Here is a 23,745-nt window from a genome sequence, read left to right on the forward strand (position 1 = left end):
TCGGGGTCGGGGGCGGTGCTGCTCCCGACCCCGCTCGTTCACAGCACTGATGGCGGAGGCATGGGGATGGGAAGCGACGGAAAGCTCTACCAGCACACGGGCGCGGCGCTGCTGCGGGCCGCCGCGATGCCACTGACGGGTCTGCCGACATGGTGGCCTGACCCGTCCGACACGGAGGCGTGTGGCAGGTGGCTGAAGCAATTGTGGGCCGATGCGCGGTTCGCCGACGCCGTCCGGCAGGCAAGCGGCGATCTCGCCACGCGGGTCGACGCGATCTGCGCTGGGCAGCCGACACGCTCCAAGCAGGTCCGGCGCGCCGCCATGGCCACCGTCCGCTACTTGTTGCGCGCCACCGGGCGACCGACCCCTTTCGGCCTCTTCGCAGGAGTCACCGCGACCAGCGTGGGTTCGACGCCACACGTGAGGTGGGGAGATGCACACCAGGCCGTGGCGCGGGTGGATACCGAGTGGCTGGACGACGTCATCGTCCGCCTGGAGGCGTGCCCGATCCTGCTGGAGCGCCTGGACGTCGTCCTCAACAACCTGGCGGCGCGCCGCGGCGGACGCCTTCACGTCCCGCACGACGGACCGATGGGCGCCACCGTCCGGCGCACCAGTGCGGTACGCGTGATCGAGGACATGGCACGCCGGCCGGTCCACTTCGCCGCCCTCGCCGAGCAGTTGGCCGCCTCCTTCCCCCGAACCAAGCCGCAGAACATCCGCACGCTGCTCGGCGCGCTGGTGCGCGAGAAGTTCCTGATCACCAGTTTGCGCGCGCCGATGACCAACACCGATCCGCTGTCCCACCTGATTGACCGGCTGCACGGCGCGGACGCAGGCACGGTGCCGCAGGTCGCGCAGGTTCTGCACGAGCTGGAAGCGGTGCAACGCGCCGTACACGAGCACAACCGGCGCCCCGCGAGCGCGCAAGGGCTGGCTCGGGAGGAACTCACGGGTCGACTGCGAGGGCTTTCCGACGCGGGCCGAAGCCCCTTGGCCGTCGACCTGAGGCTGGACGCCGAGGTACGGATCCCCGAGAGGGTCGCGCAGGAGATGGAGAGGGCTGCCGACGCTCTACTGCGGCTCACGCGCAGACCGGCGGGCCAGGGTGTGTGGAAGGAGTACCAGGTCGCGTTCTGGGAGCGGTATGGCACCGGCACGCTCGTGCCGGTGAAGGAGGTCGTCGACCCGGCGTCCGGGCTCGGCTATCCAGCCGAGTACCCCGGCAGCCGCATGACCGCACCGCCCCCGACAGTCTCCGAGCGTGACGAGCGGCTGCTGGCCCTGGCCTGGCAGGCACTGGCCGACGGCAGCAGGGAGATCGTCCTCACCGACGACCTGATCGACCGCCTGGCCGGCGATGCGCCGGCCGGGCAGGAGGCACCGCCCCACGTGGAGATGTGCGCGCGTCTGCACGCCGACAGCCTGTCCGCCCTGGAACGCGGGGACTTCACGCTCACGGTGACACCGGCCCGCGCCGCGGGAACGCTCACCTCCCGGTTCACTCCGGTCGCCACCGGCACGGGACTCGACGAGGTCTACCGCCAAGTTCCCACGGGCGTCGAGAACGCGCTGACCGCGCAGCTCTCCTTCCCGCCGCTGTACCCGCACACAGAGAACGTCGCCCGCATCCCCGCTTATCTCCCACACGTGATCCCGTTGGGCGAGCACCGAAGCCCCGACGACACCTCGACGACGCTCATCGACGTAGACGACCTCGCGGTCACAGCCACGCACACCCGGCTGTACCTGGTCAGCATCTCTCGCCGTCGTCTGGTGGACCCGCAGGTCTTCCACGCCATGGCCCTGGACAAGCAACCCCCGCCCCTGGCCCGGTTCCTGGCGCACCTGACCCGTTCCTTCGGCCCTGCCTGGACCAGCTTCGACTGGGGGCCGCACGGCGCACGGCTGCCGTTCCTGCCGCGCGTCCGCTACGGGCGCGTGATCCTCTCTCCCAGTCGCTGGGACCTGACCGCTGACGACCTTCCGAGCCGCGGCGCGGACATGCGGGAGTGGACCGACGCCCTCGGCCGGTGGCGGAAGCGGTGGCAGTGCCACGGTGCCGTCGAGCTGCGGGAGGACGACCGGACACGTCGGCTCCAACTCGACGTGCCCGCCCACGCCACCGTCCTGCGCGCCCACCTGGACAGGGAAGGCCATACCGTGCTGACGGAGGCGCCGACCGAGGAGACCTACGGCTGGATCGGCGGCCACGTCCACGAGATCGCCCTGCCGATGACCAGCACCCGCCGGCCGATACCCGACCCGCTCTCCGGCTTCCTCCCCGTGCTCACCAACAGCACCCTCGGGCCCGTACCGGGGGCGGTACAGGCACCCTGGCTGAACGCCAAGATCTACAGCCACCCCGAACAGCTCGATGAGCTGATCGGCACCCACCTCGCGAGGCTCGTGACCCAACTCCCAGGTACACCCGAGTGGTGGTTCGTCCGTTACCGCACCCCGCACGACCTCGACCACCTGCGCGTGCGCATCCGCACCCGCAGTCCCGGACAGTACGCCACCTGCACTGAACTCGTCGCCGGATGGGCCACCGGGCTGCGCCGCGAGGGGCTCAGCAGCAAGCTCGTGTTCGACACGTACACCCCCGAGATCGGCCGTTACGGCCCAGGCGTCGCCCTGCGCTGTGCCGAGGCGGTGTTCACGGCCGACTCGGCCTACGCCCTCGCCGCCCTGCAGGGCCCCGAAGTCGACGGCGTCGACGGACGTGCGCTGGCCGCCGCCGGCATGGTGGACACCGCCTGCGGCTTGCTCGGCCCCGACGAGGGCATGCGGTGGCTGGCGAACCGGCCCGCGCCTCCGGCTCGCGTCGAGCGAGGCGTCAGCGACCAGACCATCGAACTCGTTCGCCGCACTACGCCTCATGCCCGGGGCTGGGGCGAAGAGCTCGCCCAAGCGTGGCACCGTCGCGCCGTGGCCCTGGCGCTGTATCGCGAGGGCCTCGCCGAGAGCATGGACCTCGACTCCGTCCTGGAATCCTTGCTGCACATGCACCACAACCGTCTGCGTGGCCTGGACCGGGAGGACGAGAGGATCTGCCGCCGCCTTGCCCGTCAGTCCGCCGTCGCGTGGGCCGCCTGGCCGGGGGAGAGCCGCTGATGAACTACGACGCGCCGCCCACACCCACCGGGCCCGGCTGGGGGCAGTCGCTGTACTCCGGCGCGGCGGGAGTCGCGCTGCTGCACGCCGTCAGGGCCCACACCGGCGAAGACGACCGGGACGCGCTCCGGCCATGGGCCGCCGCCATGCTCAAGGGCCCGATCCAGGCCGCCCCCGAAGCATGCGGTCTGTACGAGGGTGCTCCGGCCGTCGCGTACGTCCTCAGCTTCACGCACACGAACACCGCCACGCGCGCCCTGGCGACCCTGGACACACACCTCGCCGACGTCACACGCCAACGACTCAAGCGGGCACACACCCGCATCGATCGCGGCGCGTTGCCCACCCTGGGCGAGTACGACCTCATCAGCGGACTGACCGGGCTGGGCGTGTACCACCTGCACCGCGGCCACAAGACGGAGCTTCAGGACGTCCTCGCCTACCTGGTGCGGCTGACAGATCCGATCACCATCGAAGCGCAACATCTGCCCGGCTGGTGGACGGGAGACAGCCCCGATCTGCGACCGACGCCGCGATGGCCCGGCGGACACGGCAACTTCGGCCTCGCCCACGGCATCACCGGACCGCTGGCGCTGCTGGCCACAGCCCTGCGCCACGGCCACACGGTGCCCGGACAGGCGCAAGCCATCACCCGAATCTGCGACTGGCTCGACCGGTGGCGCAACGGCACCGGCTCGCACGCCTGGTGGCCGGACCTGATCACCCGAGCCGAACACCGATGCGGCGAACTCCAGCGCCCAGGACCGAGACGCCCGTCCTGGTGCTACGGCACCCCCGGCATCGCCCGCGCCCAGCAACTCGCCGGCCTCGCCCTCGGCGACCGTGACCGGCAACGGCAAGCAGAGCAGGCCCTGGCCGGATGTCTGGCCGACGACCAGCAACTCGCCCAGCTCACCGACGCCTCCGTCTGCCACGGTTGGGCGGGGCTCATACAGACCGTCTCCCGCGCCGCCGCCGACGCCCTCGACGACGAACTCGCATCGCATCTATCCCGCCTGAACGTCCGGCTCAACAAGCACCTGGACCACCATGGACTACCGGACGGCGCCGGCCTGATGGACGGCACGGCAGGCATCCATCTGGTCCGTCTCACCGACCCCGTCAACACGGCGATCACCGCCCCCTGGGACCGCTGCCTGCTCCTGACAGGGTGACGCCGCGAACCGCATCCGCACACCAGAACAGATGAGAACGATCTGCCCCTGCCGTACGCACAGCCGGGCACCTTCCGAAAGGACGCGATGAACACCACCACTGGCGCCTCCCCCGAGGACCTGCGCAACCGCCTGGTCGACGCCATCCTGAAAGAGGACCTCTCCGGCCTCCGCGACGCACGCGTCGAAACCGCCATGCGGACCGTGCCCCGCCACGCTTTTCTCCCCGACGCGCCCCTCGAGGAGGCGTACGCCAACAAGAGCGTGACGATCAAGGAGAACCCCGACGAGGACGCACTCCCGCTGAGCTGTGCCTCCCAGCCCGACGTCGTGCACTTCATGCTGGTCCAGCTCGCCGTCCGCGAAGGCGACAACGTCTTCGAGATCGGGGCCGGCACCGGCTACAACGCTGCCCTGCTCAAGCACCTCACCGGGAAGTCCGGACAGGTCACCACATGCGACATCGACCCCGACGTGACCGACTACGCCCGTCGGACGCTGGACGCCAACGGATACGAAGACGTTCGCGTGGTCACGAGGGACGGCGCCCTCGGTGCCCCGGAGTTCAGCCCCTACGACCGAATGATCGCCACGGTCGGCATGTGGGACCTCCCCGGTGCCTGGTGGGGCCAGCTCGCCGTCGGCGGACGCCTCGTGGTCCCGCTGCGATGGCGCGGGCTCTCCAGGGCCGTGGCCTTCGAGCGTGAGGAAGAGCGGATGCGGTCCGAATCCGTCAAGATGTGCGGCTTCCTCCCGGTAATCGGCCAGGACGGGGAGCGGAACGACTACATCGACGACGACCGGCTCGTCAGGCTCTACTGGGACGAGGACCAGTCCATCGCCCCGGAACTCCTTCGCGACGCGCTCACCCGACCGAAGTCGGTCGTCTGGACCGGTGTGACGGTCGGGCCCGTCGAGTCGTTCGACGGCGTCTGGCTGCGGCTGAGCGCCACCGAGCGAGCGACCTGCCGCATCACTGCCAACCCCCCCGCGGTGGAGGCCGGCCACCACCGCCCCGCCTCACCCGCCCTGAGCCCCGCCCTCGTCGAGAGGGACTCCATCGCGTACCTCACTCTGGAGCGGACCGCCGAAGACTCCGAGACAGAACCCCGGTTCCGGCTGGGAGCCGTCGGCTATGGCCCGGCCGGCGCCGATCTCGCCGAGCGGATCTGCGCGCAGATCCGCGCCTGGAGCCCGGCCCGGACCGCCGAGCCCGTGGTGACGGCCTACCCCGCGGACACACCGGACAGCGACCTCGCCGACGGAGCCGTGATCGACCGGCCCTCCGTGCGGCTCGTCATCGCCTACTGATCCTCACCCCGGTGGGCGTGGCCGTTGGCAGGCCGTGCCCACCGCAACGGGAACAGGGCGGCATCGGAGCACGGTGGTCAGCCCTGGGCGAGGTTCGCCTCACAGTCGGTGCACCGTCGCACGGCCCGTCGCCTCGGATTGCCCGCGGTGGCGGTCGCCGGAGAAGCACTGCTCAACCGCTCCCAGAGCCCAGGTGGAGGATGCGGGATCCACCCCCACCGCGGGGGCCGTACGTCGTCCTCGGTCATGTGGTCGCACCAACCGGGCCTGTGCGCGACCTGCTTCGGGGAGATCAGGATCGTGTCATCCGGGTGAGTACGCCACTCCCTCTTCACGAACGTGCCTACGGAACGCGTGGGCGCCGACGCCGACGAGCCCGGCGGACACTCACATCCGAGCCCGATGACGATCTTGCCGCCGCACTCGTCGCAGCGATCTACTTCCACTGGCCTCGTACCACCCTCACGCCTTGCTGGAGTCGACCCGGTAGACGATCTTCCCGTCGGACTCGGTGAACCCGCGCGACTCGTAGAAGGCCCGTGCGCCTGGGTTGTCGCGGTCGGCCATCCATTCCACCCGGCTGCAGCCGGGGCGCGCGGCGGCCAAGGCGCGGAGTTCGTCCATGAGGCGAGCACCGATGCCCTGCCGACGCAGGGTGTCGCGGACGTAGAGCTCCTTCAGGAACAGGGAGTGCGAGGAACCGGCGGCCGGCCAGAGGAAGGAATACGCGGCGAGGCCCACAATGCCGCCGGTCTCGTCCTCGACGAGCAGGGCGGAAGCCAGCGGTGGCACGCCGAAGAGGGCTTCTTCCACCTGGACGCGGCGCTCCTCGATCGGCTGGATATCTGTGTCAGTCGCCCCGTAGAACCGCTCGATCTCCTCGATCAGCTCGGCCACGGCCGGGACGTCCCGCTTCTCCGCGGGACGGATCGTCACGGTCATCGGCGCCTCCTGTCCTTCCTCGATTGCTTCGGTCGCTGCTGCACTCGTTCGTTCCAACGCGTGATCCCCTCCTGGCGGTACGGCACACGCGTCTACGGCGACGAGGCGGCCTGCGCGTAGGGGTTCCAGCCGTGCTGCCGGAGGGAGTTCTGGACGTGTCGGATGATGTGCTCCAGGTCCGCGCAGTAGACAGATGGGTTCCGATAGCCCTGGGCTTCGCTGAAGCGGTGCGGGAGGTAGCCACCGCCGCACACGTCCACGAGTGGGCAGGCGCGGCACTGCTCGGCGAGCGCTTCCTTGCCGTGCTGCCGGTGCAGCAGCTTCGGGTGCGACAGTGCTTCGTCGAAGGAGTGGCGGAGGACGTCGAGCCCGAGCCAGGTGGCACCCTCCTCGACCGACCGCAGGGTGTCCACGGCCTCGATGGAGCCGTCGGACTCGATCACGACGCTCGTCGGCGGGGCCAGGCCGAGCGTCTCCACCGAGCCGCGCACGCCAGAGCTGAGGGCCACGATGTCCTCCAGCATCCGGACGCTGTGCCGGTACTCAGGCCGGGCGAGCCAGGCGTCGTAAACCCTGCTCATCCACAGCCCGTACTCGGGCACGCTCGGGTCGGAGCGGTGCGGCGGGTCGTCGTGGGTCGCGTGCGGCAGGCCGAAGTCGATCAAGGGCGGTTCGAACGCCGCCAGGTAGTCGTGGACCTCCACGGGGTCGTTGGCCAGGTCCACGACGGCGAGAAGTCCCGCGAACAGGTGTGGCCGCGACCGCAGGAGTTCGATGCCGCGCACGGCGGAGGCAGCACTCGACTGCCCGACGTGCGTCAGCCGGTGCCGGTCGTTTGCACGCGGCGGCCCGTCGAGGCTGACGCCCACCGCGACCTCGTACCGTTCGAAGAGGTCCAGCCACGCATCGGACAGAAGAGTCCCGTTGGTCTGGAGCTCGAAGAGGACCCGGGTCCCGGCCGGCGCGGCGTCCCGGACGGCCTCCAGCAGACCGGCCATGTGTCCGACGCCGACGAGAAGCGGCTCCCCGCCGTGCAATACGACGTGGATGGTCCGGAGGCGGTGTGCGGCGGCGTGCTCACCTATCCGCCGGGCCGCGGCCCGGGCCACAGCGAGGTCCATTCGGGCGGGCAGGCGCCGCGCCGCCTGGTCCGTGGAGTTGAAGACGAAGCAGTAGTCGCAGTCGATGTTGCAGCGGTTGGCGACCTTGAGGATGAACGTCCGGAAAGGAAAGGGGCCTTCGGGTTCTGTCATCGAGCGGACGTGCTCACAGCGGCCAGGGCCAGATAAGCGAGGCCGCGTGGGCACCGTCGCCCACCCGGCCCGTCGCGCCCTCCTCGGCCTCCAGCCGCTGCCGAACGCGGGCGGCCACTCGGTCCAGGACGGCGGTGCCGACCAACGTCGGCTCCGCGAACGCCGGGCCGACGGGCGTGATGGTGCGTGGCTCGGTGACGGACGTGGGTGACGGCATTCAACGCTCCTCGTGGAGTACGTGCCGGAGGTGGCACGGTGCGACGGGGTTGAAGCGACAGATCAGCCGGAAACCTAGCATCCTCAACCACCCACCTGGCACAGGAAATTCGGCCACATGGTCGGCGTCAGCCGGACCGCTACACCAGCAACCGTTCGATGTCGTCCACGGACGCGCTCACTCCCAACCGCCGGTACACGGTCACGGCGGCTCGCAGTGAGTCCACACCGTGACCAGGCCCGTCAACCGTCCAGTCGCAGCGGCCGATGCCCTCCAGCGCCCGCGCCTCCTCCAGCGGGCAGCGGATGTCCCGCGCGAGCGTGAGCGCCTGACCAAAGTGCCGACGGGCGGCTGTCGGTTCATCGGAGGTGAACAGCAGCATCCCCCAGTGGTTCAGTGCCTCCGCCTCGCCGCACCGGTCGCCCAGGCCCCGCAGGATCTCCAAACCGCGCTGGAACGCCTCGATCGCGCCATCGCGCTCACCGACGATGCCGCGCGCCACGCCCAGCTCGCTCAGCGAGGCGGCCTCACCCCCGCGGCTGCCGAGCTCGCGATAGGCACCCAGGGCCTCCTCCAGAAGCCGGATCGCCTCTGCCGCATCCCCGGTCACACGCTCCACGACGCCAAGGTGACGGACGCTGTTCGCGCGGCCGAACCGTTCACCGAGCTCAGTGAAGTGCGTCAGGGCCTGGCTGTGTGCCGTCCGCGCTGCCTCGATGTCTCCGGTCAGCCGTCGGACGACGCCCAACTCGTTCAGCGCGTAAGCCTGGTGCACACGGTCGTCCAGCTCCAGGTAGATGTCGAACGCTTCCTGGTGATGCCGTGCGGCGATGTCGTACGCGCCCATGAGGCTGTGCACGACACCCAGGTCCCGCAGGGAGTTCGCCTCCCCGTACCGGTCACCGAGTTCTCGGTAGATCGCCAGGGCCTCGCTCTGGGCCTCCACCGCCGCGTCGAACCGGCTCATCTGCCGGTGTGTCATGCCGAGATCCGCGAGCGCGTTCGCCTGCCCGAGCCGGTACCCCAACTCTCGGTAAAGGGCGAGGGCCTCGGTCTGGGCGCGGGCCGCGTCCTCGTTGTCCGCGGTCAGGTACCAGACGATGCCAAGCTGGTTCAGTGCCTCGGCCTTGCCACGCCGGTCGCCGACCGCTTCGTACGCCGTCACGGCGTCGTTGAGGGCCTCGATCGCCTGTGGGTAGGCGGCCATGAAGCGGCGTACGACACCCAGCTCGGCGAGGGCATCACCCCGCGCCCGCTGGTCGCCGGTATGGCGGGCGGCCTCGGCGGCGGTCCGATGGAGCGCGACAGCCTGGTCCCAGGGGCCGGCCTGGCGCAGGAAGGGCGCCATGGCCGCGGCGAGCCGGACCACGAGGTCGTACAGGGCGAGGCCGTTCGCCCGCCGGACGCACGCCAGGATGTTGGCCCGCTCGGTCTCCAGCCAGCTCAGGGCATCCGCCCGCGACTCCAGGATCGGGGTTTCCACCCGCGAGGTGTCGTCCGGCGCCGGTGGCACCGTGGCTCCGCTGCGCACGATGTGCCCGTTCGCGACGGCGAGAGCGGCCAGATAGTAGGTGCACACACGCTGGACGGCCTGTACGTGGTCCATGCTGTCCCCCTCGGCGGCGAGACCGCGAGCGTAGTCGCGCAAGAGATCGTGCAGCCGGTAGCGACTCCCCGGTTGCTCGTCGATCAGGTGGTCGTCGTAGAGCGCCTCAAGGTGCCGACGGGCCACCACGACCGAGTCCTCGCCCAGTGCCGCACCGACGTACGGGTCGAGATCCGTGCCGGGGAAGAACCCGAGCCGCCGGAAGAAGCGCTGCCGCTCCGGCGCGAGATCCCGATAGGACAGATCGAACGTCGCGGTGACGGCGCGTTCCCCGGCGCGCAGCTCTCCCAGGCAGTCCCGTGCCGCCACCAGCCGCCCGCGCAGGTCCTCGGCGGTCCAGGACGGATGGTGCCGCAGCCGTGCCGCGAGAAGCGACACCCCCAGCGGCAGGCACCCGCACAGCCGCACCAACTCGTCCACCACATCCCGGTCGAGAGCGTCGGCCGGCCGACCGCTGAGCCGCACGAAGAGTTCGACCGCGTGATCCGGCGGCAGTGCGTTCACCGACATGACCACCTCCTCGTTCGCCACCAGCCGCTTGCGACTGGTCACCAACACCAGACATCCGCTCCCACCGGGGAGCAGTGGCTCCAACTGTCGGTAGCTGGCCGCGTTGTCGAGAATCAGCAGCGCCTTCTTGCCCGCGAGCCTGCTCCGCCACATGACGGCCCGAGCCTCCGTGACCGCTCCGACGTCGTCACCGACGGGAATCTGCTGCGTCGGCACGCCGGCGGCCGCGAGAAGCGAGGCGAGCGCCTCGCCGGCCTGCACCGGAGTACGCCCCGGCGTGTGCCCGTTGAGGTTCACGAAGAGCTGTCCGTCGGGGAACCGCTCGGAGAGCAGGTGGCCGGCGTGCACGGCGAAGGTGGTCTTCCCGACGCCGGGCATGCCGTCGATCACGTGAACGGGCAGCCCCTCGCCACGCTCCTGTGAGGACCGCACCGAGCGCACCAGCCGCTCCAGCTCCGCGGCACGGTCGGTGAACGCGGCGGTGTCGCGCGGCAACGAGCGCAGCACCTGGGCGGCCCCTGGCCCTGCTCCATCCTCCGGTCGACCCGGAGGGGTGGGAGGCCGCGTCTCGGAGAGCCCGGCGAGCAGGGCCGTCAGCCCCGCCAACGTCACACCCAGCACGACGAACGAGAACCAGGCGTGCTCCTGTAACCACCCCAGCCAACCGGGCCACCGCGACTCGTCGGACACGGCGTTCGTGACGAGCCCGACCAGCATGGTGGTCACAGCGCCGCCTCCGGCGACGACGGCGATCGCGATCCCGCGCCGGAGTCTCATACGGAGGCCCCAGCAGCCGCCAGGGGAGCGGCCGATTCCCCCCTGGCGCCGCTGATGAGACACCACGCACTGCCAACCGACCTGGTCACGAAGGCAACCCCCGAGTAGAACGCCCCAACTTCCCTAACGGAACAGTCCTCGTAGACCTTGGTCAAGGGCGCGTCTGAGCCACGGCGTGCGCCAGCTGCCGCAAGGCGCGCTGGCCCACGGCCACCGCCTCTCAGAAGTCCACGCGACCTCTGGTGATCACGCGGTGGCCGCTTTCCCTATCGGCCCCAGCCACGAACTGGTCAATCGGCTCGGGGCCTACTCGGTACCGCAGGTCGTGGCCTCGGATCCAGTCGGTTCGGTAGACCTCATGCCAGTACTCTCGCTCTTCTTGCCCGCCTCGATGGGGTAGCGCCGCCGTTGCAGCTCATCGCGTTCAACGTCCGGGATCGTCATCGACTCGGCAAGCACGGCGGCGAGCGCGTCCACTTGAGTGTTGTCTACGTCAGCGTGGAAGATCCACCGGATGTTCTCGTCGCGCGTGATGAGGTCGATCGCCAAGCGCGCGCTTCTGTCCTGTGCGGTCGTTGCTCGGACGTATCGCACTTGGTCAATCGGGATGTCTTGACGGATCTCGGCTTGCTCAAGGAATGCGTTCGTCTTGGCCGTGATGATGCGGCGATCCGTGACGGCGACCAGTGTCTTTGCCGCAGCCTTGTCCCTCGCTGCCGCCAACTTCTCCTTCGCTCCGCCGACGATCGCAGAAATCGGACCGAGGGCATCGAGCTGGTCGGGGAAGCCGAGGACACGTAGGGTCTCATCGTCGTCGAGGAGCCATCGCAGGATGCGAAGGTACGGCTCGAGATCCAGCGGTTTGGGTGTGCAGACGACGCCCGGAGCCTCGAGCGGAGGGGCCGACGGATGGAGAGCATCGGCAAGAGGCTCGATCGCCTCCAGAAGACGGGCGGACATTTCGCGGGCTGCCTTCACGTCCTTCCGCTTCCCCGGCAGCGGCCATGCGTCGGGTCCGGGGAGCTCGGCGATGATCCGCAGCTCCCGCGTCAGCGCGTCGACGAGGCTCGTCGTCTCGGCGAGAGCGGAGTCGAACTCCGCGCGGGTGTCGCGCGCGATGACCTCGGCGTACTGTCCCTCGGCGGCGTCTTCGCGTCCAGCGGCTCTCGCCCTCGCAGCGCGGAGCGCGTGATACCCGGTCCATGCCTTGAGGGAGGACAGGAGGGCGTAGGCGTCGAAGGCGATCGCCTCGGCGTTCGTCTGCAGATACTCGCGGTGGCTGCGTGCCTCGGGCCGACCGATCTGACTGACGTGGTCGCCAACGTTCCCTCGGTAGAGCTCAAGCTGCTTCTGCAGCAGCGCTCCACTACCAGCGACGTCCTCCCACAAGGACGTCGGGACCGATTCGATCTCTCGCGCCTGGTCGACAGCGCGATCGATGGCGGCGACGAGCCCCGTCAGTTCGGCCCACTGATCCTTGCGGATGGTGGTGAGGACCTGACTTGTCACCGCGAGGTTGGTCCTGACGAGACCCGAGACCTCACTCAGCATCATCTGAAGGCCGACCATGGCCAGCGCTGGCCCGATCGAGGCCGCGGTCTGCGCCTTGCTCACCGCATTCACGGAGTAGAAGCGGGCCTGATGCAGGATGCGGCCAGGAACCATCACCGCTCCGAGGTTCCCGCCGTCCTTGACGGCGAGCGTCGCGCCGCTCTTCAGCAGGGCCTGTGCCGTGTCGCCGATCCTGTAGAGCCCCTGCACGCTGGCGAACGCGTTTCCGAGATTGCCGACCACGGTCGCCGCGTTCCCGATCGAGGCGAGGATCGCTGAGATCTGCTTGCGGTCGGCAGCCGGCACGATCCCGAAGTCGATCAGATCGGGCTTCAGCTCCGGCGGGACCTCACCGGCGACGACAGCCACCCCTGGGAGCACCTCCACCAGGACCGTCGACGCCGTCGTCGAGTCGATGTCCGAGTTGGACGTCGGATCGTCCACAGCAGGTGAGTCGGCGGTATTGCTCCGGCCGTTCTCCTCAGGCGCGGCGATCTCCATCGAGTCCGAAGGGTCCTGCATGCGATCTCCTCCCCCGCGGGCGCGCGCAACGGCGGGACCTCATCGGCGTTGACTGCCGAAGTCTACGGCTCAACGCCCTGCGGTTCAGCCGGAATCCGCCGGGCTGATGCCGCACTGGCTGGTGCCAGCTGAGCTCTCCAGGGCTCCGCCCCGGATGAGTGGATCAGCGCAGTCCGGCGAAGAGATCGTTCTCGGGTATGGACGCGCCGGTGGCGTCCTGGACACGTACGAAGGTCTCCATGCCCATCAACTCACCGAATCTCTCCTTGCCCATTTTGAGGAAGAAGATGTTCTCGCCCTGACTGGCGTGCGCGGCCAACGCGTCGAACTTCTGGCCGCTGAACGCGGTGGTGTCCACCCACGTGGTGATCTCATTGTCGGGGAGGCCGATCTCGGCCAACGCGGCGGCCTCCGCAGGATCCGGCTCCGGCATGTCCGGATGAAACTCGCGCATGATCTCGCCGAACCGCTGCATCCCCGAGCGGGGCATCGTGGTCCAGTACACCTTCGGTGTCAGCGCGGTCATCTCCAGTGCCGCCATCGTGATGCGGTGGGCCTGGATGTGGTCGAGGTGACCGTAGAAGCCGTTCTCGTCGTAGGTGACGACCACATCAGGGCGGTAGTGCCGCATGAGTTCCGCGAGTCGGGCCGCGCCTTCCTCCACGGGGGTCTGCCAGAAGGATCCGGGGGCGTCGTTGCTCGGCCAGCCCATCATCCCGGAGTCGGCATAGTCCAGCATTTCCAGATCGCTGACCTTCAGGACGTCACAGCTCGCCTTGAGTTCTTGACGGCGCATCAAGGCGACGGCCGTCGGATCATGCCCGGGATCGCCCGGTTTGACACCCCCCCCGGTCCGTCACCGCAACCGCCGTCGGTACACGTCACGAGAACCGTGCGGATGCCTTCCGCCGCGTACCGCGCGAGGACCCCTCCGGTTCCGGTGGCCTCGTCGTCGGGGTGGGCGTGCACCGCCATGAGCGTCAAGGGCCGGTCAGTCATCAAGCAGTCCTCCTGCAGAAATACGTCTTGGTTCGAGTGCGCGGCGGGCGTACCGCGATCCTGGGGCCCGGATCCTGTCGGGGCAGATGACCTTGTGATCTCCGAGTTCCCCGCCCGTGCAGCGCCGATCCCTCGGTCGATGCAACAGTGCCGGCCGGACCCGCTGTTCCCGGCGCGGCTGCACGTCTCAGCGCCAGGTCGAATCCGACTTCCATCCGGCACCAGGCGTGAGATTCCGACGCGAAACTTGAAGCCCTATATGTCCATCTATCCAGCAGTTCGTCGCCGGCAGACAGGAAAGATCCCGAAACGACTGGTGAGCAGCTGCGCAGCTATGTCAACCTGCAACACCTTGCCGGAGGACCTGGTCAACGAGGTGATGCCAGTGATCCTGGAGCCAGTGTTCCACCCTACGAGCCCATGGAGGCGCCCCTGCTCCCGCACCACTCCAGCGACCGCTCCCGACCGGACTTGCCGGACCCGGTGTACTGGGTCACCCCGCGTCATCTGGCCGGCGACGACGGTGCGCTCGCCGAACGGATCGGCGACACCCTGTCCGACCTCGGCTGGCGCATGTGGCCCACCTCCCGCCACACCCTTCTGTACGTAAGCCCGGACGGGCTGCGTGGCGCCGAGTGGATCCTCGCGGCCTACCCGTTCGAGCTGGGCGGTCTGCCCGTCGCCTGGCAGCTGAGCGCCCGCCCGCATACCACTACCGCGATGGCGGAGTGGAACGCGTACTTCACCACCGGCATCCCCTACGAGGCGCTCGCCGATCTCCACATGGCGCTCGACGCCCGTGAGGCGCCCGACGTCGCCTTCAAAGAGCCCGAGACGGTCCTCGACGCGCTCAGTGCCCGGGGCTGGATCCGCGACGTGGACCGGCCCCACACCACCGCCACGGACCCCGGGTTCTCCTCCTGCGTCTCCCTGGAGATGCTGCCGCCGCTCATCGAGGACGCCGACCCGCGTCCTGACCTGGTGGGCTGGCAGGCGTGGGCGGAGCCCGTGCCCGGCGCGCCGTACCTGTGGTGCGCCAGCTTCAGCGCCAGCGTCCCCCATGACCTGGTCGCCGCGTTCGCCTCCTCGCTCGCCTCCCCGGTGCCGGTGCCTCGCCACACTGTGCCCGAGATCGCGGAGGGGCGGCTCACCATCGTCCGCCGCAGCTGACAACACCTGCCGCAGAGGAGCTGCTGTTGTGCGGCCCGTCACCGAATCTCCCCGAGTTGCAGCCGTCCAGACGTATGAGGAGCGTCCCCTGCGCCTGCCCTATGACAGAGAAGGAGAGAGTCTTGTTCTTTCGACGCACTCGCGAGGACCGCGCGTTCCGTGAAGCCCAGCGTGCGGGCCACGAGTTGCTCCTGCGGCTGCAGTCCGCACGGCCGTGGCCCGACTGCCCCGAGCCGATCACACAGGCCCCTGCCGTGGAGGAAACGGTGGTGCCTCATTTCCTGCCGCCGGAGTTGCGGGTGCCGTCGCGCCATGAGGTGGCCGGGGTGATGATGCGCTGGCTGCAGCCGCTCGTCGTCGACGGCGAGGTCCGTACGTGTCCCGGGTGCGGTGCGTACCGGGACTGGATCGTCTTCTGCATGCGCGACGACTCGGTGTGGCTGCGTTGTCGGGCTGGCCACGAGACGAAGGAGCCCGGCCTGGATGCGGCCTGGTTCAACCGCCACTCCGGTCCCGTCGACCGATTCCACCCCACTCTCGAAGAGGGCCTGCGCCACCTCGGCCATTGACCTCCCGAAACCCCCGCTCCCCTTCGTACTGCCGGCGCCCGGAGGGCCGGCCTGGTCAGACCGTCCGTTTCGCAGGCCACAAAAGGGGTTTCCTATGCGCCTTCACACCACGACCGTCCTCAGCCTCAGCGCCCTCGCCGTCCTGGCCCTGGCGGGCTGTTCCCATGGCAACGCCACCTCCTCCGGCCCGAGGTCGTCCACGACCGTCCCGGTGCACCCGGACGGCCAGAGTGCCCCGGCGCCCACTCCCCTGTCCTCGACCGCACTGGCCAAGCGGCTCCTGGACGAGAGCGACCTCGGCGAGGGCTACACCCGCATGCCACAGCGCACTGCGGCGCACGACGACGTGACCGTGATCGGCTGTTCCAGGCTGGGGGAACTCGCTGGCGATGCAGCGGCCGGTGGCAGCCTCGATTTCCCGCGCAACGCGAAGGCGTCCTTCACCTATGCAGGCGGCCCCGGTTCCGAGGTAGCCGAGGAGTTGTACAGCGACACTGAGGACAAGCTCTCCCGAGAGGTAGGCCGGATCTTCGAGGCGATGACCTCCTGCCCCACCTACCAGGTCCTCGCCAGCGGTACCCCCGTCACGGTCACGACTCAGAAGGTGCTCGTCGCCCGCCGGCTGGGCGACGAGCAGTGGAGCCAGCTGCTGACCTTCACAGCCGGCGGGCGCAGCAGCATCGTCAAGCAGACGGCCGTCCGCACCGGGACGGTGGTCGTCGTGGTCTCGGGTAGCCCCGGCCTTGTTGATGCCCACGTGCGCAAGGCGATCGCCAAGGTCACAGCGGGCAGGCTCACGGGGTGATGAGGCGGGATCGGCAGGCACGGACGGCGCCGCAGGTCCCAGGGTCAAGGCCGGTTCCTAGAGCGCCAGATCCCCGCCCTGGTCGCGGAGGTGCCTGACGTTCCCCACGGTGTAAGCCCCGTGACATGGGCGGGCTTCACCTCCCTCGCCCCTGGAGGCCGGAGCCAACAAGGTCGGCCGCCAGGGGCGCCGCCGTGTCAGGCCAGGGCGGTCAGGTTCTGCACGAGGGAGCGGACTTCGGGCGTGAGGCCGTCAAGGATGTCCCGCCTGTAGGGGGTGTCGGGTCGGGCAGCGAGGTCTTGGACCGTAGCCCAGTTCTCGGCGACCACCCGGAGAGCCTGCTGTGCTTGCTGGACGGCATTCCGTCGGTGGACGAGGAACTCTTCAGCGCGCTGGTGGGCCTGCTCCCAGGTGATTTCTCCCCGCTCGACGAGCTGGGACAGGGGCGGGGCGGGGTCTCCGTCGGAGAGGCGGAGGGCGTCCGTGTGCTGCACGGACTGCCGGAGCTGTGCTTCGTGCTGCCGCTGGTCGAGTGCCGCTATGGCGTCATCGAGGGCGAGGAGGCCCTCGCTGACCTGTTCTGCGAGATCGGGGGCGTGCTCGCGCAGGCGGCCGTGCTGGGCCTGGACCTCGGCGGCGCGGGCCTGGTGTTCGCGGACGGTGCTGTAGGCGGCATCGAGGCTGAGCTTGCCGCTGCGGACCTGCTCGGCGAGGTGGGGGTTGCGCTTGAGGACCGTGGCCGCGTTGGAGAGGCGGGTCAGGCTGATGCTGTGGACCTTGGCCTGGTGGCGCAGGGAGTGTTCCGAAAAGGAACGGGCCATCGCGACGATCATCGCCTGCTGGCCCTTGCTGATGTGCCGGCGGCGCAGGTTGTGGGCGAGGATCAGCCCTTTGGGGTCGCTGCCGGTGTACGTCGTGAAGCGCGGCTCGACGCCGGCAATCTCGCAGGCGGCCAGACGGTTACGTCCGTCGAGGAGGACGCCGTCGGCGCTCAGGACGATGGCCTCGTGCTGGCCCTCGGTCTTGATGGACTCGGCCAGGTCGTGCAGCTCGTCGGCGCTGAGTATCGGGAACATGCCGGCGGTGGGGTGGGTCTGGATGATGGGCTCCTTGTCGGGTGGGGTGCCGGTGGCGCGCCGCAGATGTCCTGCGGCGTCGTAAGGCCGGGGGCAGGGCTGTTGTCGTTGATCGGTTGTCATCGTGACTTCGGTGGTTCTCGGTAGCGGGTGCGAGGCGTGCGCGGCCGCTGCGTGAGGGGGCTGGTGCTCACCGCGGCCGGTGAGTGCGGGATGGCGGTGGCGCGGATGTGGGGGGTGTCGCGGCGGTGGCCCGGGCTGTGGACAGGACGTGGGGGATGTGAGGGCTACGGGCTTGTGCGGCTCGTGCACCTGGGCCGGGGGCGTGCCGGTCGCCGAGGCGTTGGATGCGCCAGACGAGAACTTCGGACGCCGATTTGGCGTCGCTCAAGGAGCGTTGCTGGGCTGCCTGCCGGAGGACGGCTGCGGGGTTGTGGCCGGCGGCTTCGGCGGCGGCGAGGGCGGCGGTCAGTGCGGGCCAGGCAGCCTCGGTGAGGATCTGCCCGGAGTGGGAGGGCAGGACCTCGTGCAGGGTGCGGGCGTACCGGTGGACGGTGCTGTCGGAAGGGCGGCGCCCGGCGAGTACGGCGAGGCTGGTCGGGGCGATCTGGTCGTAGGCGGCCTGGAGATGGATGAGCGTTTGCCGGGCGGCGGCCACCTGCCGGTCGTGGTGGTGCAGCGCGCTGCGGCGCTGGGCTGCGAGGACGACGAGGATGGCGGCGTCCAGGAGCATGGCAAGGCCGGTGTGGTCCGCGGGCTGGTAGCGCATGGCTTTCAGAGCGCCGCGCAGGGCGCGGGCGTGCTGGTGGTCGGCGCGGGCACGGGTGTGGGCGGCGCGCTCGAAGGCGACGGCGGCGCGGTGGAGTTCGGCCTTGAGATGGCCGGGGGCGTGGGCGGGCAAGGCGTAGAGGACTTCGCTGAAGACGGTCAGGTGGGCTTGTGCAGCGCTGTCGTCGGCGTGATCAAGGTGGTGGGGGATACGTTCTGCGGCCGCGGTGGCCTGGTGCCAAGGGCTGCGGCGGTAGTGGCCGGCTGGTGAGGCTGCAGTGGCGGTGTGCGCTTCGGTGGCGGCCAGGCGCTGCTGGATCTGCGGGAGGGACAGGTCGGTGGCGAGGCTGGAGCCGGAGTACCAGATGGGTGTGCCGTCGTCAGGCAGGGCGACCTTGTAGCCGCCGAGGTCGCCGGAGGGCAGAGTGCGCGTTTCGACTTGAAGGCCGGCGTCGGCGAGCAGGTTGAAGAACTCGTCCAGGTCCTTCGCGTGGGAGAGCGCGGTGCGCACGGTGTGGCGCAGTTGCTCGCGCGCTGTCTTGTGGTGGCCCAGCCGTTTGGCCTTCTCCTGCTCGGCGCGGGTGGGGCGCTTCGCCGCCGGGGTACCGGTGGCGGCTTCGGGGCCGCGCGGAACCTGGGTGAGGCCGAAGTCCTTCTCGATTGTGGCGAGTTCGGTCATGGCGCGGTGGTAGTCGTTCCAGTTCCGCGGAGGGCGCAGATCGCCGCGGACTTTGGTGGCGACGATGTGGATGTGGTCGTCCGCGTGGCGCACGGCGACCCACCGGCAGCCGTCCGGATCGCCCTCCGGTGCGATGCCGGTCGCATGGACCATGCGCTTGGCGATCGTCGCCCAGTCGGCATCGGTCAGGATGCGGTCCTCGGGCGCGGCGCGCACCGAGCAGTGCCACACGTGCCCCTCGGGTGCCTTGTCGCCGGCCTGCTCGACCCGCAGGTCCAGGGCCTTGGTGAGCTGGCCGAGCCGCTGCTTGTGCCCAGGGCTGTCATACGGGCCTGGGTCAGGAATGAAGTCGTCCCAGGAGGCGACGATGTGCTGGTCGGTGTGTTCGTTGGCGCGGCCCTTGTCGAAGAGGTACGCCAGGACGCCGTAGGTGTTGTTGCCCGGCTTGACGATGTTCGCGATCAACTCAGGCCGCCCGCCTTCTGCCCGGCTGCCCGGAAGGCCGCGTCGTCGATCGCCCGGACCGTGTCGTGGGCGGTGGCGAGCAGGCGCTGCGCCCGCTGAAGGATCGCGGCGTCCACAGGGTGTGGATCGCCGCCCGAGTTGAGGCGGCGGGCGATCTGGTTGACGTTGTTGCCGATCCGGGCGATCTGCGCCCGCTGGGTGGCGAGCTCGTCGACCGCATCGTCGTAGACCGTGCGAGGAGCGGAGACGGTGATCTCACCGCGGACGCGGGCCATGGTGGCGTCGGCGATGTAGCGCGCCATGGTCACGTGCTCGGCTTTCGCCGCCGACTGGATGTCGTGCTTCTCATGCGGCGCAAAGCGGGCGGTGACGTGCTCGGAACGCTGCGCGTCGAGGTTCGCGCGGCGGTGCGGCGTACGCTGCTTGGCCCCTGTGACGAGAGCGGTCGGCTGTTCGCCGGCGCTCACCCGCTCCTGCTCTGGCACGCCCTCGTGCCGGAGCTGCTCCTCCGCCACCCCCGGGGCGGAGGTGTTCGCGATGGACCGGCCTATGGACGGTCCATCGCTATTGCTTGCTGCGCGTGTGACGGGAGTGGTGACCATCTGCTTTTGGGGGATGGGGAGTTCGCGGTACTGGTCGCGCACGACGAGGTGTCCTTGTGTCGGGGTTGCGGGGGTGGCGGGTTCAGGCGGCGCGCGGTTGTTTGTTGAGCTCGGCGAACTGCTCGGCGGCGAGGTCGAGCAGATCCACCAGGCGCCGCTCCGGGAGGCGAGCGGCGGTGGTCAGGGCGTCGTCGATGCGAGGGTCGAGGGTGCTGACGGCATCCAGTCCGGCGGCGCGGGCGACAACCAGGCGCAGCTCGGCCTCGAGCCAGGCCCAGTGCTCGGTGGCGGGCACCGGGATCCCGTCACCGGCGCCCCTGAGACGGTTCAGGTAGTCGCCGCCGGCGGACAGGATGTCGGGCAGGGGGATGTCGTCGCCGGCCATCCAACGGCCCTGGTCGAGCAGGGTGAGGATGGCGCAACGCAGCATGCTCATCTCGTCGCGTTCCGGAGCGGTGCAGATCGGGCAGGCGTCGTAGTCGCAGGTCCAGGCGGACACGGTCGAACGGGGCATGGCAGGTGGGCCTTTCAGCGAGGGGTGGTTGGAAGTGCGGGGGGAACGTTCAGTGGGGGTGGCCTGTACGGGCGGGGGCCTGGTGCTCGGCCTTGACCGCGTTGACGATGCTCTGGGCCAGGTCGGTGCCGACCTGGTGGCCGTCGGCACGGACGGCTGCCTTGAGGGAGTCACGCGAGAGGCGACCCGTCTCGCGGTAGATGCGCTCCGCGTACGCGATGAGGGCATCCCGCGGCAGGTCGGGCCTGCGACCCGGGCGTTTCGGCTCCGGCTTCTCGCCAGGCTCGGCATCCGCGTCTCTGGCCGTACTCACCTCCGCGCCCGCATCAGTAGCGGATTGAGGGCGGACGATGGATTCCGGGCGGTCCGACCGGTGTACGCCTTCGTCGCCCGGATTCGGTACGGCCTCCGGGCACTCGGGCCTTGCCCGCTTCGCCGCGGCAGTGCGGGGCCGACTGACTCGGTCTCCGGGCGTCTCCCACCGTTCGGGCAGTGGGAGCGAGGCCAACCGGGTGGCCTGCTGCCGGGTCCCGAGCTTCCGCAGCAGCAGCTCGTCCTGGCGAGGATCACCGTCGACGTCGGCCCTCTCCAGCGCTTCGTGCAGGCGCCGAGTCGCACGTCGGCCACGCCTCTTGTTGCGCTTCGTCTCGGGCATCGCTTCGATGCGGAGGATCAGCGTGACGGCCCGGCTCAGGGCGCGCTCGCGGATGAGTCGTGCGGCATCGGCGTCCTGGTCGTGGATGCCCAGGCGCGCCAGGAGTCGCTCGCGTGCCTGCCGGCCGAGGATCGCGAGCAGGCTGCGTGAGGCGGCCTCGGGGGTGTGGTGGCGTAGCTCGATTCCCATGGCCAGGTGCCAGAGGACTGCGGCCATCACCGGGCCGATCAGGGCGCGGACCGTGCCGCCGACGGGACCGGACTCGGCGTAGGCGGGGATGATCTGGCCTCCGGTGATCACCCATACCAGGACGCCAGGCGGACCCGGCGCCTGCCTGGGACCCTTCAGGTTCTGGCGCGCCATCAAGGCCATTGCGAACAAAGCCAGTTCAGCGGTGGCGAACATGAAGGCGCGCTCGACGGTGCTGCCCATGTCGAGGTAGTCGGCGGCGAAGCGCCAGCTGGTGTCCGCGCTGTAAGCGGTGCAGCCGATCGCGGCGACAGCGGCAACCGGGATGGCGGCGGTGCCACGTCGCTGCCCGACACCGGGCTTCTGGGCGCGTCGGCGCAGCAGCCATCCAGCGAGCAAGGTGACGACGAGGAACGGCGCGCCGATCGCGAGCAGGGACGAGAGTTCGAAGGGGTAGGTCACGCAGCTCCCTGTCGGGTGATTTCCTCGGCGGCGAGGTCGAGGCGCGTCGGGTGAGGCGTGGTGCGGGGCGCATTGCCTCGGGCGCGGCCGTCGGGGCCCACGCGTCGACTGCGGCAGGGTTCGCCCTCGCGGGCATGGCACCACGGGCACCGGACGCCAAGGGCGTCCGGGAGCCCTTCGGCCACGGCGGCCTCGCGTGCGGCACGGGCCGGACGATAGGGGGCGAGCGCCGCGCGGATTGTCGGTGGGACGCACGATCCGATGGCGCGCACGCGGGCCTCCACGTCGGGGTGCGGGCCACCGTTGGTGAGCTGTCGGTGCGTCGAGGGCGCAGCCGTTCCGGTGGCCACGGCCTGCCGGGTGCCTAGCAGTTCGGCCCGCCATGCGGTCGGGTCGTCGGGGTCGGCGGCCGGCGCGGGGTCGGTGTGCCGGTCGAGACGGTCGCGGCGGTACGTGCGCCACGCGCGGGCGACGTCCACGGGCAGGATCGGGTAGGGCGAGTCGAGGACGTGCGCCTGAATCGCCTCGCGGACATCCCAGCCGTAGTTCGTGGCGAAGGGGACGTCGTGGAGCAGTTCGTGCCACTGGGCGAGCTGGTCGCGGGCCTCGCCTGGGTCGGTACGGATCGTGCGGGGGTCCAGGCGGCCGATGTAGGCGAGGACGGCGGCGACTTCGCGGCGTTCCAAGGGGGTGGGTTACTCCATTCCTGTCGGTTCGTCGAGGGCGGCGAGGAGGGCGGCGGTGTGTGCTTCGGCGCGGGTCATGCCGCCTGCGAGTGGGGTGGCACCACCGGGCAGGGCGCGCAGGTTCGGCCGTTCCGGGGTGGGAGTGCGTTCCCGGGCGATCCATGTGCGCCAGTCGGCGCCCCACGCGGCGGCTGGGCGGGGCGCCCACGTCGCCCGGTAGGTGCGCCACTTCTCGTCGGCCGCCCGCAGGCCGTGCTCGCCGAGTCGGGCGAGGTGCCCGTCGTGCCGCAGCCAGGTCCAGGTGGCGTCGTCGATCTCCCACTGGGCGGCGGTGATGGGGGAGGCAGAGCTGCTGCTCTTACCGTTCACCTTCGGTTCACTACCGTTCTGGGGGTCGGAATCCGCGCCCCCGGAGGGCTGGAATCCGGTCCCACCAGGGGTCGGAATCCGGTCCCCGGGGCCGTTATCCCGCTCCCCTTCGAAGACGTCGGCAGGGTCGGATTCCGGCCTTCCGAGGGTCGGAATCCGACCCCCCGGAGGGGCCGAATTCCGGTCCCCCTCGTCTACTTGGTCGGCGAGGAAGGAGGCGGCGATCGGGAGGTGGTAGTACGTCTCTCCGCGCGGCCCCTTGCGGCCCGCGAGCTGCGTCAGCTCCCCGCTGGCGATCAGCTTCGTGAGGGCGTCGCGCACGGCCGTACGGGAGGCGTTCGAGCGCTTCATGAGGGTGGGCACGGACGCGTACGCGATGCAGCGGCGATCGCGGCACCGGTCGGCGATCAGGGCGAGGACCATGCGGGCGGTGCCCTTGCTGTTGCTGTGGTCCCAAACCCATTCGCGGGCGTCGTAGCTCATCGGGTGGTGGCTCCTTCATCAGGGCAGGCGGGTGCGACGGGCCCTCTTCGGGCGGTGCACAGGGTGGGGGTGGGGCACGGTCCCGGTGCCGACGTGTCGGTGAGGGTCGCGAGGGCGCGGGGGGATGAGACCCGGCCATAGGCGATTCCTTGGCCCAGGGCGCGCTGGGGTCGCTGTTCCTGCGGGCCAGCGCTCCAGGCGGAACACAAGACAGCCACACCCGCGCGCGAAGATCCAGCGTTCGGCCGAGAAACCACACAGCTCACGGCGAAC

General features: G+C 70.0%; 18 protein-coding genes and 1 pseudogene. 6 read left to right on the forward strand and 13 right to left on the reverse strand.

All coding sequences use genetic code 11. The features are described 5' to 3' along the window. Nucleotides 1-66: 66 nt before the first annotated feature. The 3 genes from EF387_RS05260 (at nt 67) to fxlM (ending at nt 5,603) form a co-directional block, all read left to right on the forward strand. Nucleotides 67-3,117, forward strand: a complete 3,051-nt coding sequence (locus EF387_RS05260; protein ID WP_128375297.1) for a lantibiotic dehydratase — start codon at nt 67-69, stop codon at nt 3,115-3,117. Then, complete coding sequence (locus EF387_RS05265) at nt 3,117-4,292, forward strand: lanthionine synthetase C family protein (RefSeq protein WP_238431346.1); 1,176 nt, start codon at nt 3,117-3,119, stop codon at nt 4,290-4,292. The genes EF387_RS05260 and EF387_RS05265 overlap by 1 nt, the downstream gene beginning before the upstream one ends. Before the next feature lie 87 nt (nt 4,293-4,379). Next, on the forward strand, nt 4,380-5,603 hold the full coding sequence (gene fxlM / locus EF387_RS05270; RefSeq protein ID WP_128375299.1) for a methyltransferase, FxLD system: 1,224 nt from the start codon (nt 4,380-4,382) through the stop codon (nt 5,601-5,603). A 462-nt stretch (nt 5,604-6,065) separates the two neighbouring features. Here the strand turns inward: fxlM and haaN are convergent, their stop codons facing one another. The 6 genes and pseudogenes from haaN to EF387_RS05305 all read right to left on the reverse strand — a co-directional run bounded on the left by haaN (nt 6,066) and on the right by EF387_RS05305 (nt 13,980). Next, a complete protein-coding gene (gene haaN / locus EF387_RS05280) occupies nt 6,066-6,545 on the reverse strand; it encodes a cyclophane-containing RiPP N-acetyltransferase HaaN (protein ID WP_128375300.1) in 480 nt (159 codons plus the stop codon). A gap of 92 nt (nt 6,546-6,637) precedes the next feature. Continuing rightward, nucleotides 6,638-7,798 (reverse strand): FxsB family cyclophane-forming radical SAM/SPASM peptide maturase, encoded by a 1,161-nt coding sequence (locus tag EF387_RS05285; RefSeq protein WP_128375301.1) that lies wholly within the window; start codon nt 7,796-7,798, stop codon nt 6,638-6,640. 13 nt (nt 7,799-7,811) lie between these two features. Next, nucleotides 7,812-8,015 (reverse strand): HaaA family cyclophane-containing RiPP peptide, encoded by a 204-nt coding sequence (haaA, locus tag EF387_RS05290; protein ID WP_128375302.1) that lies wholly within the window; start codon nt 8,013-8,015, stop codon nt 7,812-7,814. 139 nt (nt 8,016-8,154) lie between these two features. Next, nucleotides 8,155-10,908: a cyclophane-containing RiPP biosynthesis TPR protein HaaT gene (gene haaT, locus EF387_RS05295; protein WP_202918151.1), complete on the reverse strand. Its 2,754-nt coding sequence runs from the start codon at nt 10,906-10,908 to the stop codon at nt 8,155-8,157. 306 nt (nt 10,909-11,214) lie between these two features. Then, the gene (locus tag EF387_RS05300) at nt 11,215-12,981 is read right to left on the reverse strand and encodes a hypothetical protein (RefSeq protein ID WP_128375303.1); all 1,767 of its coding nucleotides are present in this window, start codon (nt 12,979-12,981) and stop codon (nt 11,215-11,217) included. 163 nt (nt 12,982-13,144) lie between these two features. Continuing rightward, nucleotides 13,145-13,980 (reverse strand): annotated as a pseudogene (locus EF387_RS05305) (PIG-L family deacetylase). Between the two features lie 420 nt (nt 13,981-14,400). On the opposite strand from EF387_RS05305, the gene EF387_RS05310 reads away from it, so the two are divergent. The 3 genes from EF387_RS05310 to EF387_RS05320 all read left to right on the forward strand — a co-directional run bounded on the left by EF387_RS05310 (nt 14,401) and on the right by EF387_RS05320 (nt 16,524). Next, complete coding sequence (locus EF387_RS05310) at nt 14,401-15,150, forward strand: SPDY domain-containing protein (RefSeq protein ID WP_128375304.1); 750 nt, start codon at nt 14,401-14,403, stop codon at nt 15,148-15,150. A 122-nt stretch (nt 15,151-15,272) separates the two neighbouring features. Then, nucleotides 15,273-15,719 carry a hypothetical protein gene (locus EF387_RS05315; RefSeq protein ID WP_238431347.1) on the forward strand — a complete coding sequence of 149 codons (447 nt, stop codon included), beginning with the start codon at nt 15,273-15,275 and terminating at the stop codon, nt 15,717-15,719. A 94-nt stretch (nt 15,720-15,813) separates the two neighbouring features. Then, entirely contained in the window at nt 15,814-16,524 is a 711-nt protein-coding gene (locus EF387_RS05320; protein ID WP_128375305.1) for a hypothetical protein, read from the forward strand. Nucleotides 16,525-16,721: 197 nt separating this feature from the next. Here EF387_RS05320 and EF387_RS05325 read toward each other — a convergent pair whose 3' ends face one another. The 7 genes from EF387_RS05325 to EF387_RS05355 form a co-directional block, all read right to left on the reverse strand. After that, complete coding sequence (locus EF387_RS05325; RefSeq protein WP_128375306.1) at nt 16,722-17,723, reverse strand: ParB N-terminal domain-containing protein; 1,002 nt, start codon at nt 17,721-17,723, stop codon at nt 16,722-16,724. 67 nt (nt 17,724-17,790) lie between these two features. Next, on the reverse strand, nt 17,791-19,512 hold the full coding sequence (locus tag EF387_RS05330; protein ID WP_128375307.1) for a relaxase/mobilization nuclease domain-containing protein: 1,722 nt from the start codon (nt 19,510-19,512) through the stop codon (nt 17,791-17,793). Then, the gene (locus tag EF387_RS05335; RefSeq protein WP_128375308.1) at nt 19,509-20,156 is read right to left on the reverse strand and encodes a MobC family plasmid mobilization relaxosome protein; all 648 of its coding nucleotides are present in this window, start codon (nt 20,154-20,156) and stop codon (nt 19,509-19,511) included. Before EF387_RS05335 ends, EF387_RS05330 begins: the two co-directional genes overlap by 4 nt. Before the next feature lie 40 nt (nt 20,157-20,196). Beyond that, nucleotides 20,197-20,628: a hypothetical protein gene (locus tag EF387_RS05340; RefSeq protein WP_128375309.1), complete on the reverse strand. Its 432-nt coding sequence runs from the start codon at nt 20,626-20,628 to the stop codon at nt 20,197-20,199. Nucleotides 20,629-20,677: 49 nt separating this feature from the next. Then, nucleotides 20,678-21,934, reverse strand: coding sequence for a hypothetical protein (locus tag EF387_RS05345; RefSeq protein ID WP_238431348.1), 1,257 nt, complete (start codon nt 21,932-21,934; stop codon nt 20,678-20,680). Next, the gene (locus tag EF387_RS05350; RefSeq protein ID WP_128375310.1) at nt 21,931-22,620 is read right to left on the reverse strand and encodes a zinc finger domain-containing protein; all 690 of its coding nucleotides are present in this window, start codon (nt 22,618-22,620) and stop codon (nt 21,931-21,933) included. Before EF387_RS05350 ends, EF387_RS05345 begins: the two co-directional genes overlap by 4 nt. A 9-nt stretch (nt 22,621-22,629) precedes the next feature. After that, the gene (locus EF387_RS05355) at nt 22,630-23,472 is read right to left on the reverse strand and encodes a helix-turn-helix domain-containing protein (RefSeq protein ID WP_128375311.1); all 843 of its coding nucleotides are present in this window, start codon (nt 23,470-23,472) and stop codon (nt 22,630-22,632) included. Between the last annotated feature and the right edge of the window lie 273 nt (nt 23,473-23,745).

The organism is Streptomyces cavernae (assembly GCF_004023625.1).
Lineage (GTDB): Bacteria > Actinomycetota > Actinomycetes > Streptomycetales > Streptomycetaceae > Streptomyces > Streptomyces cavernae.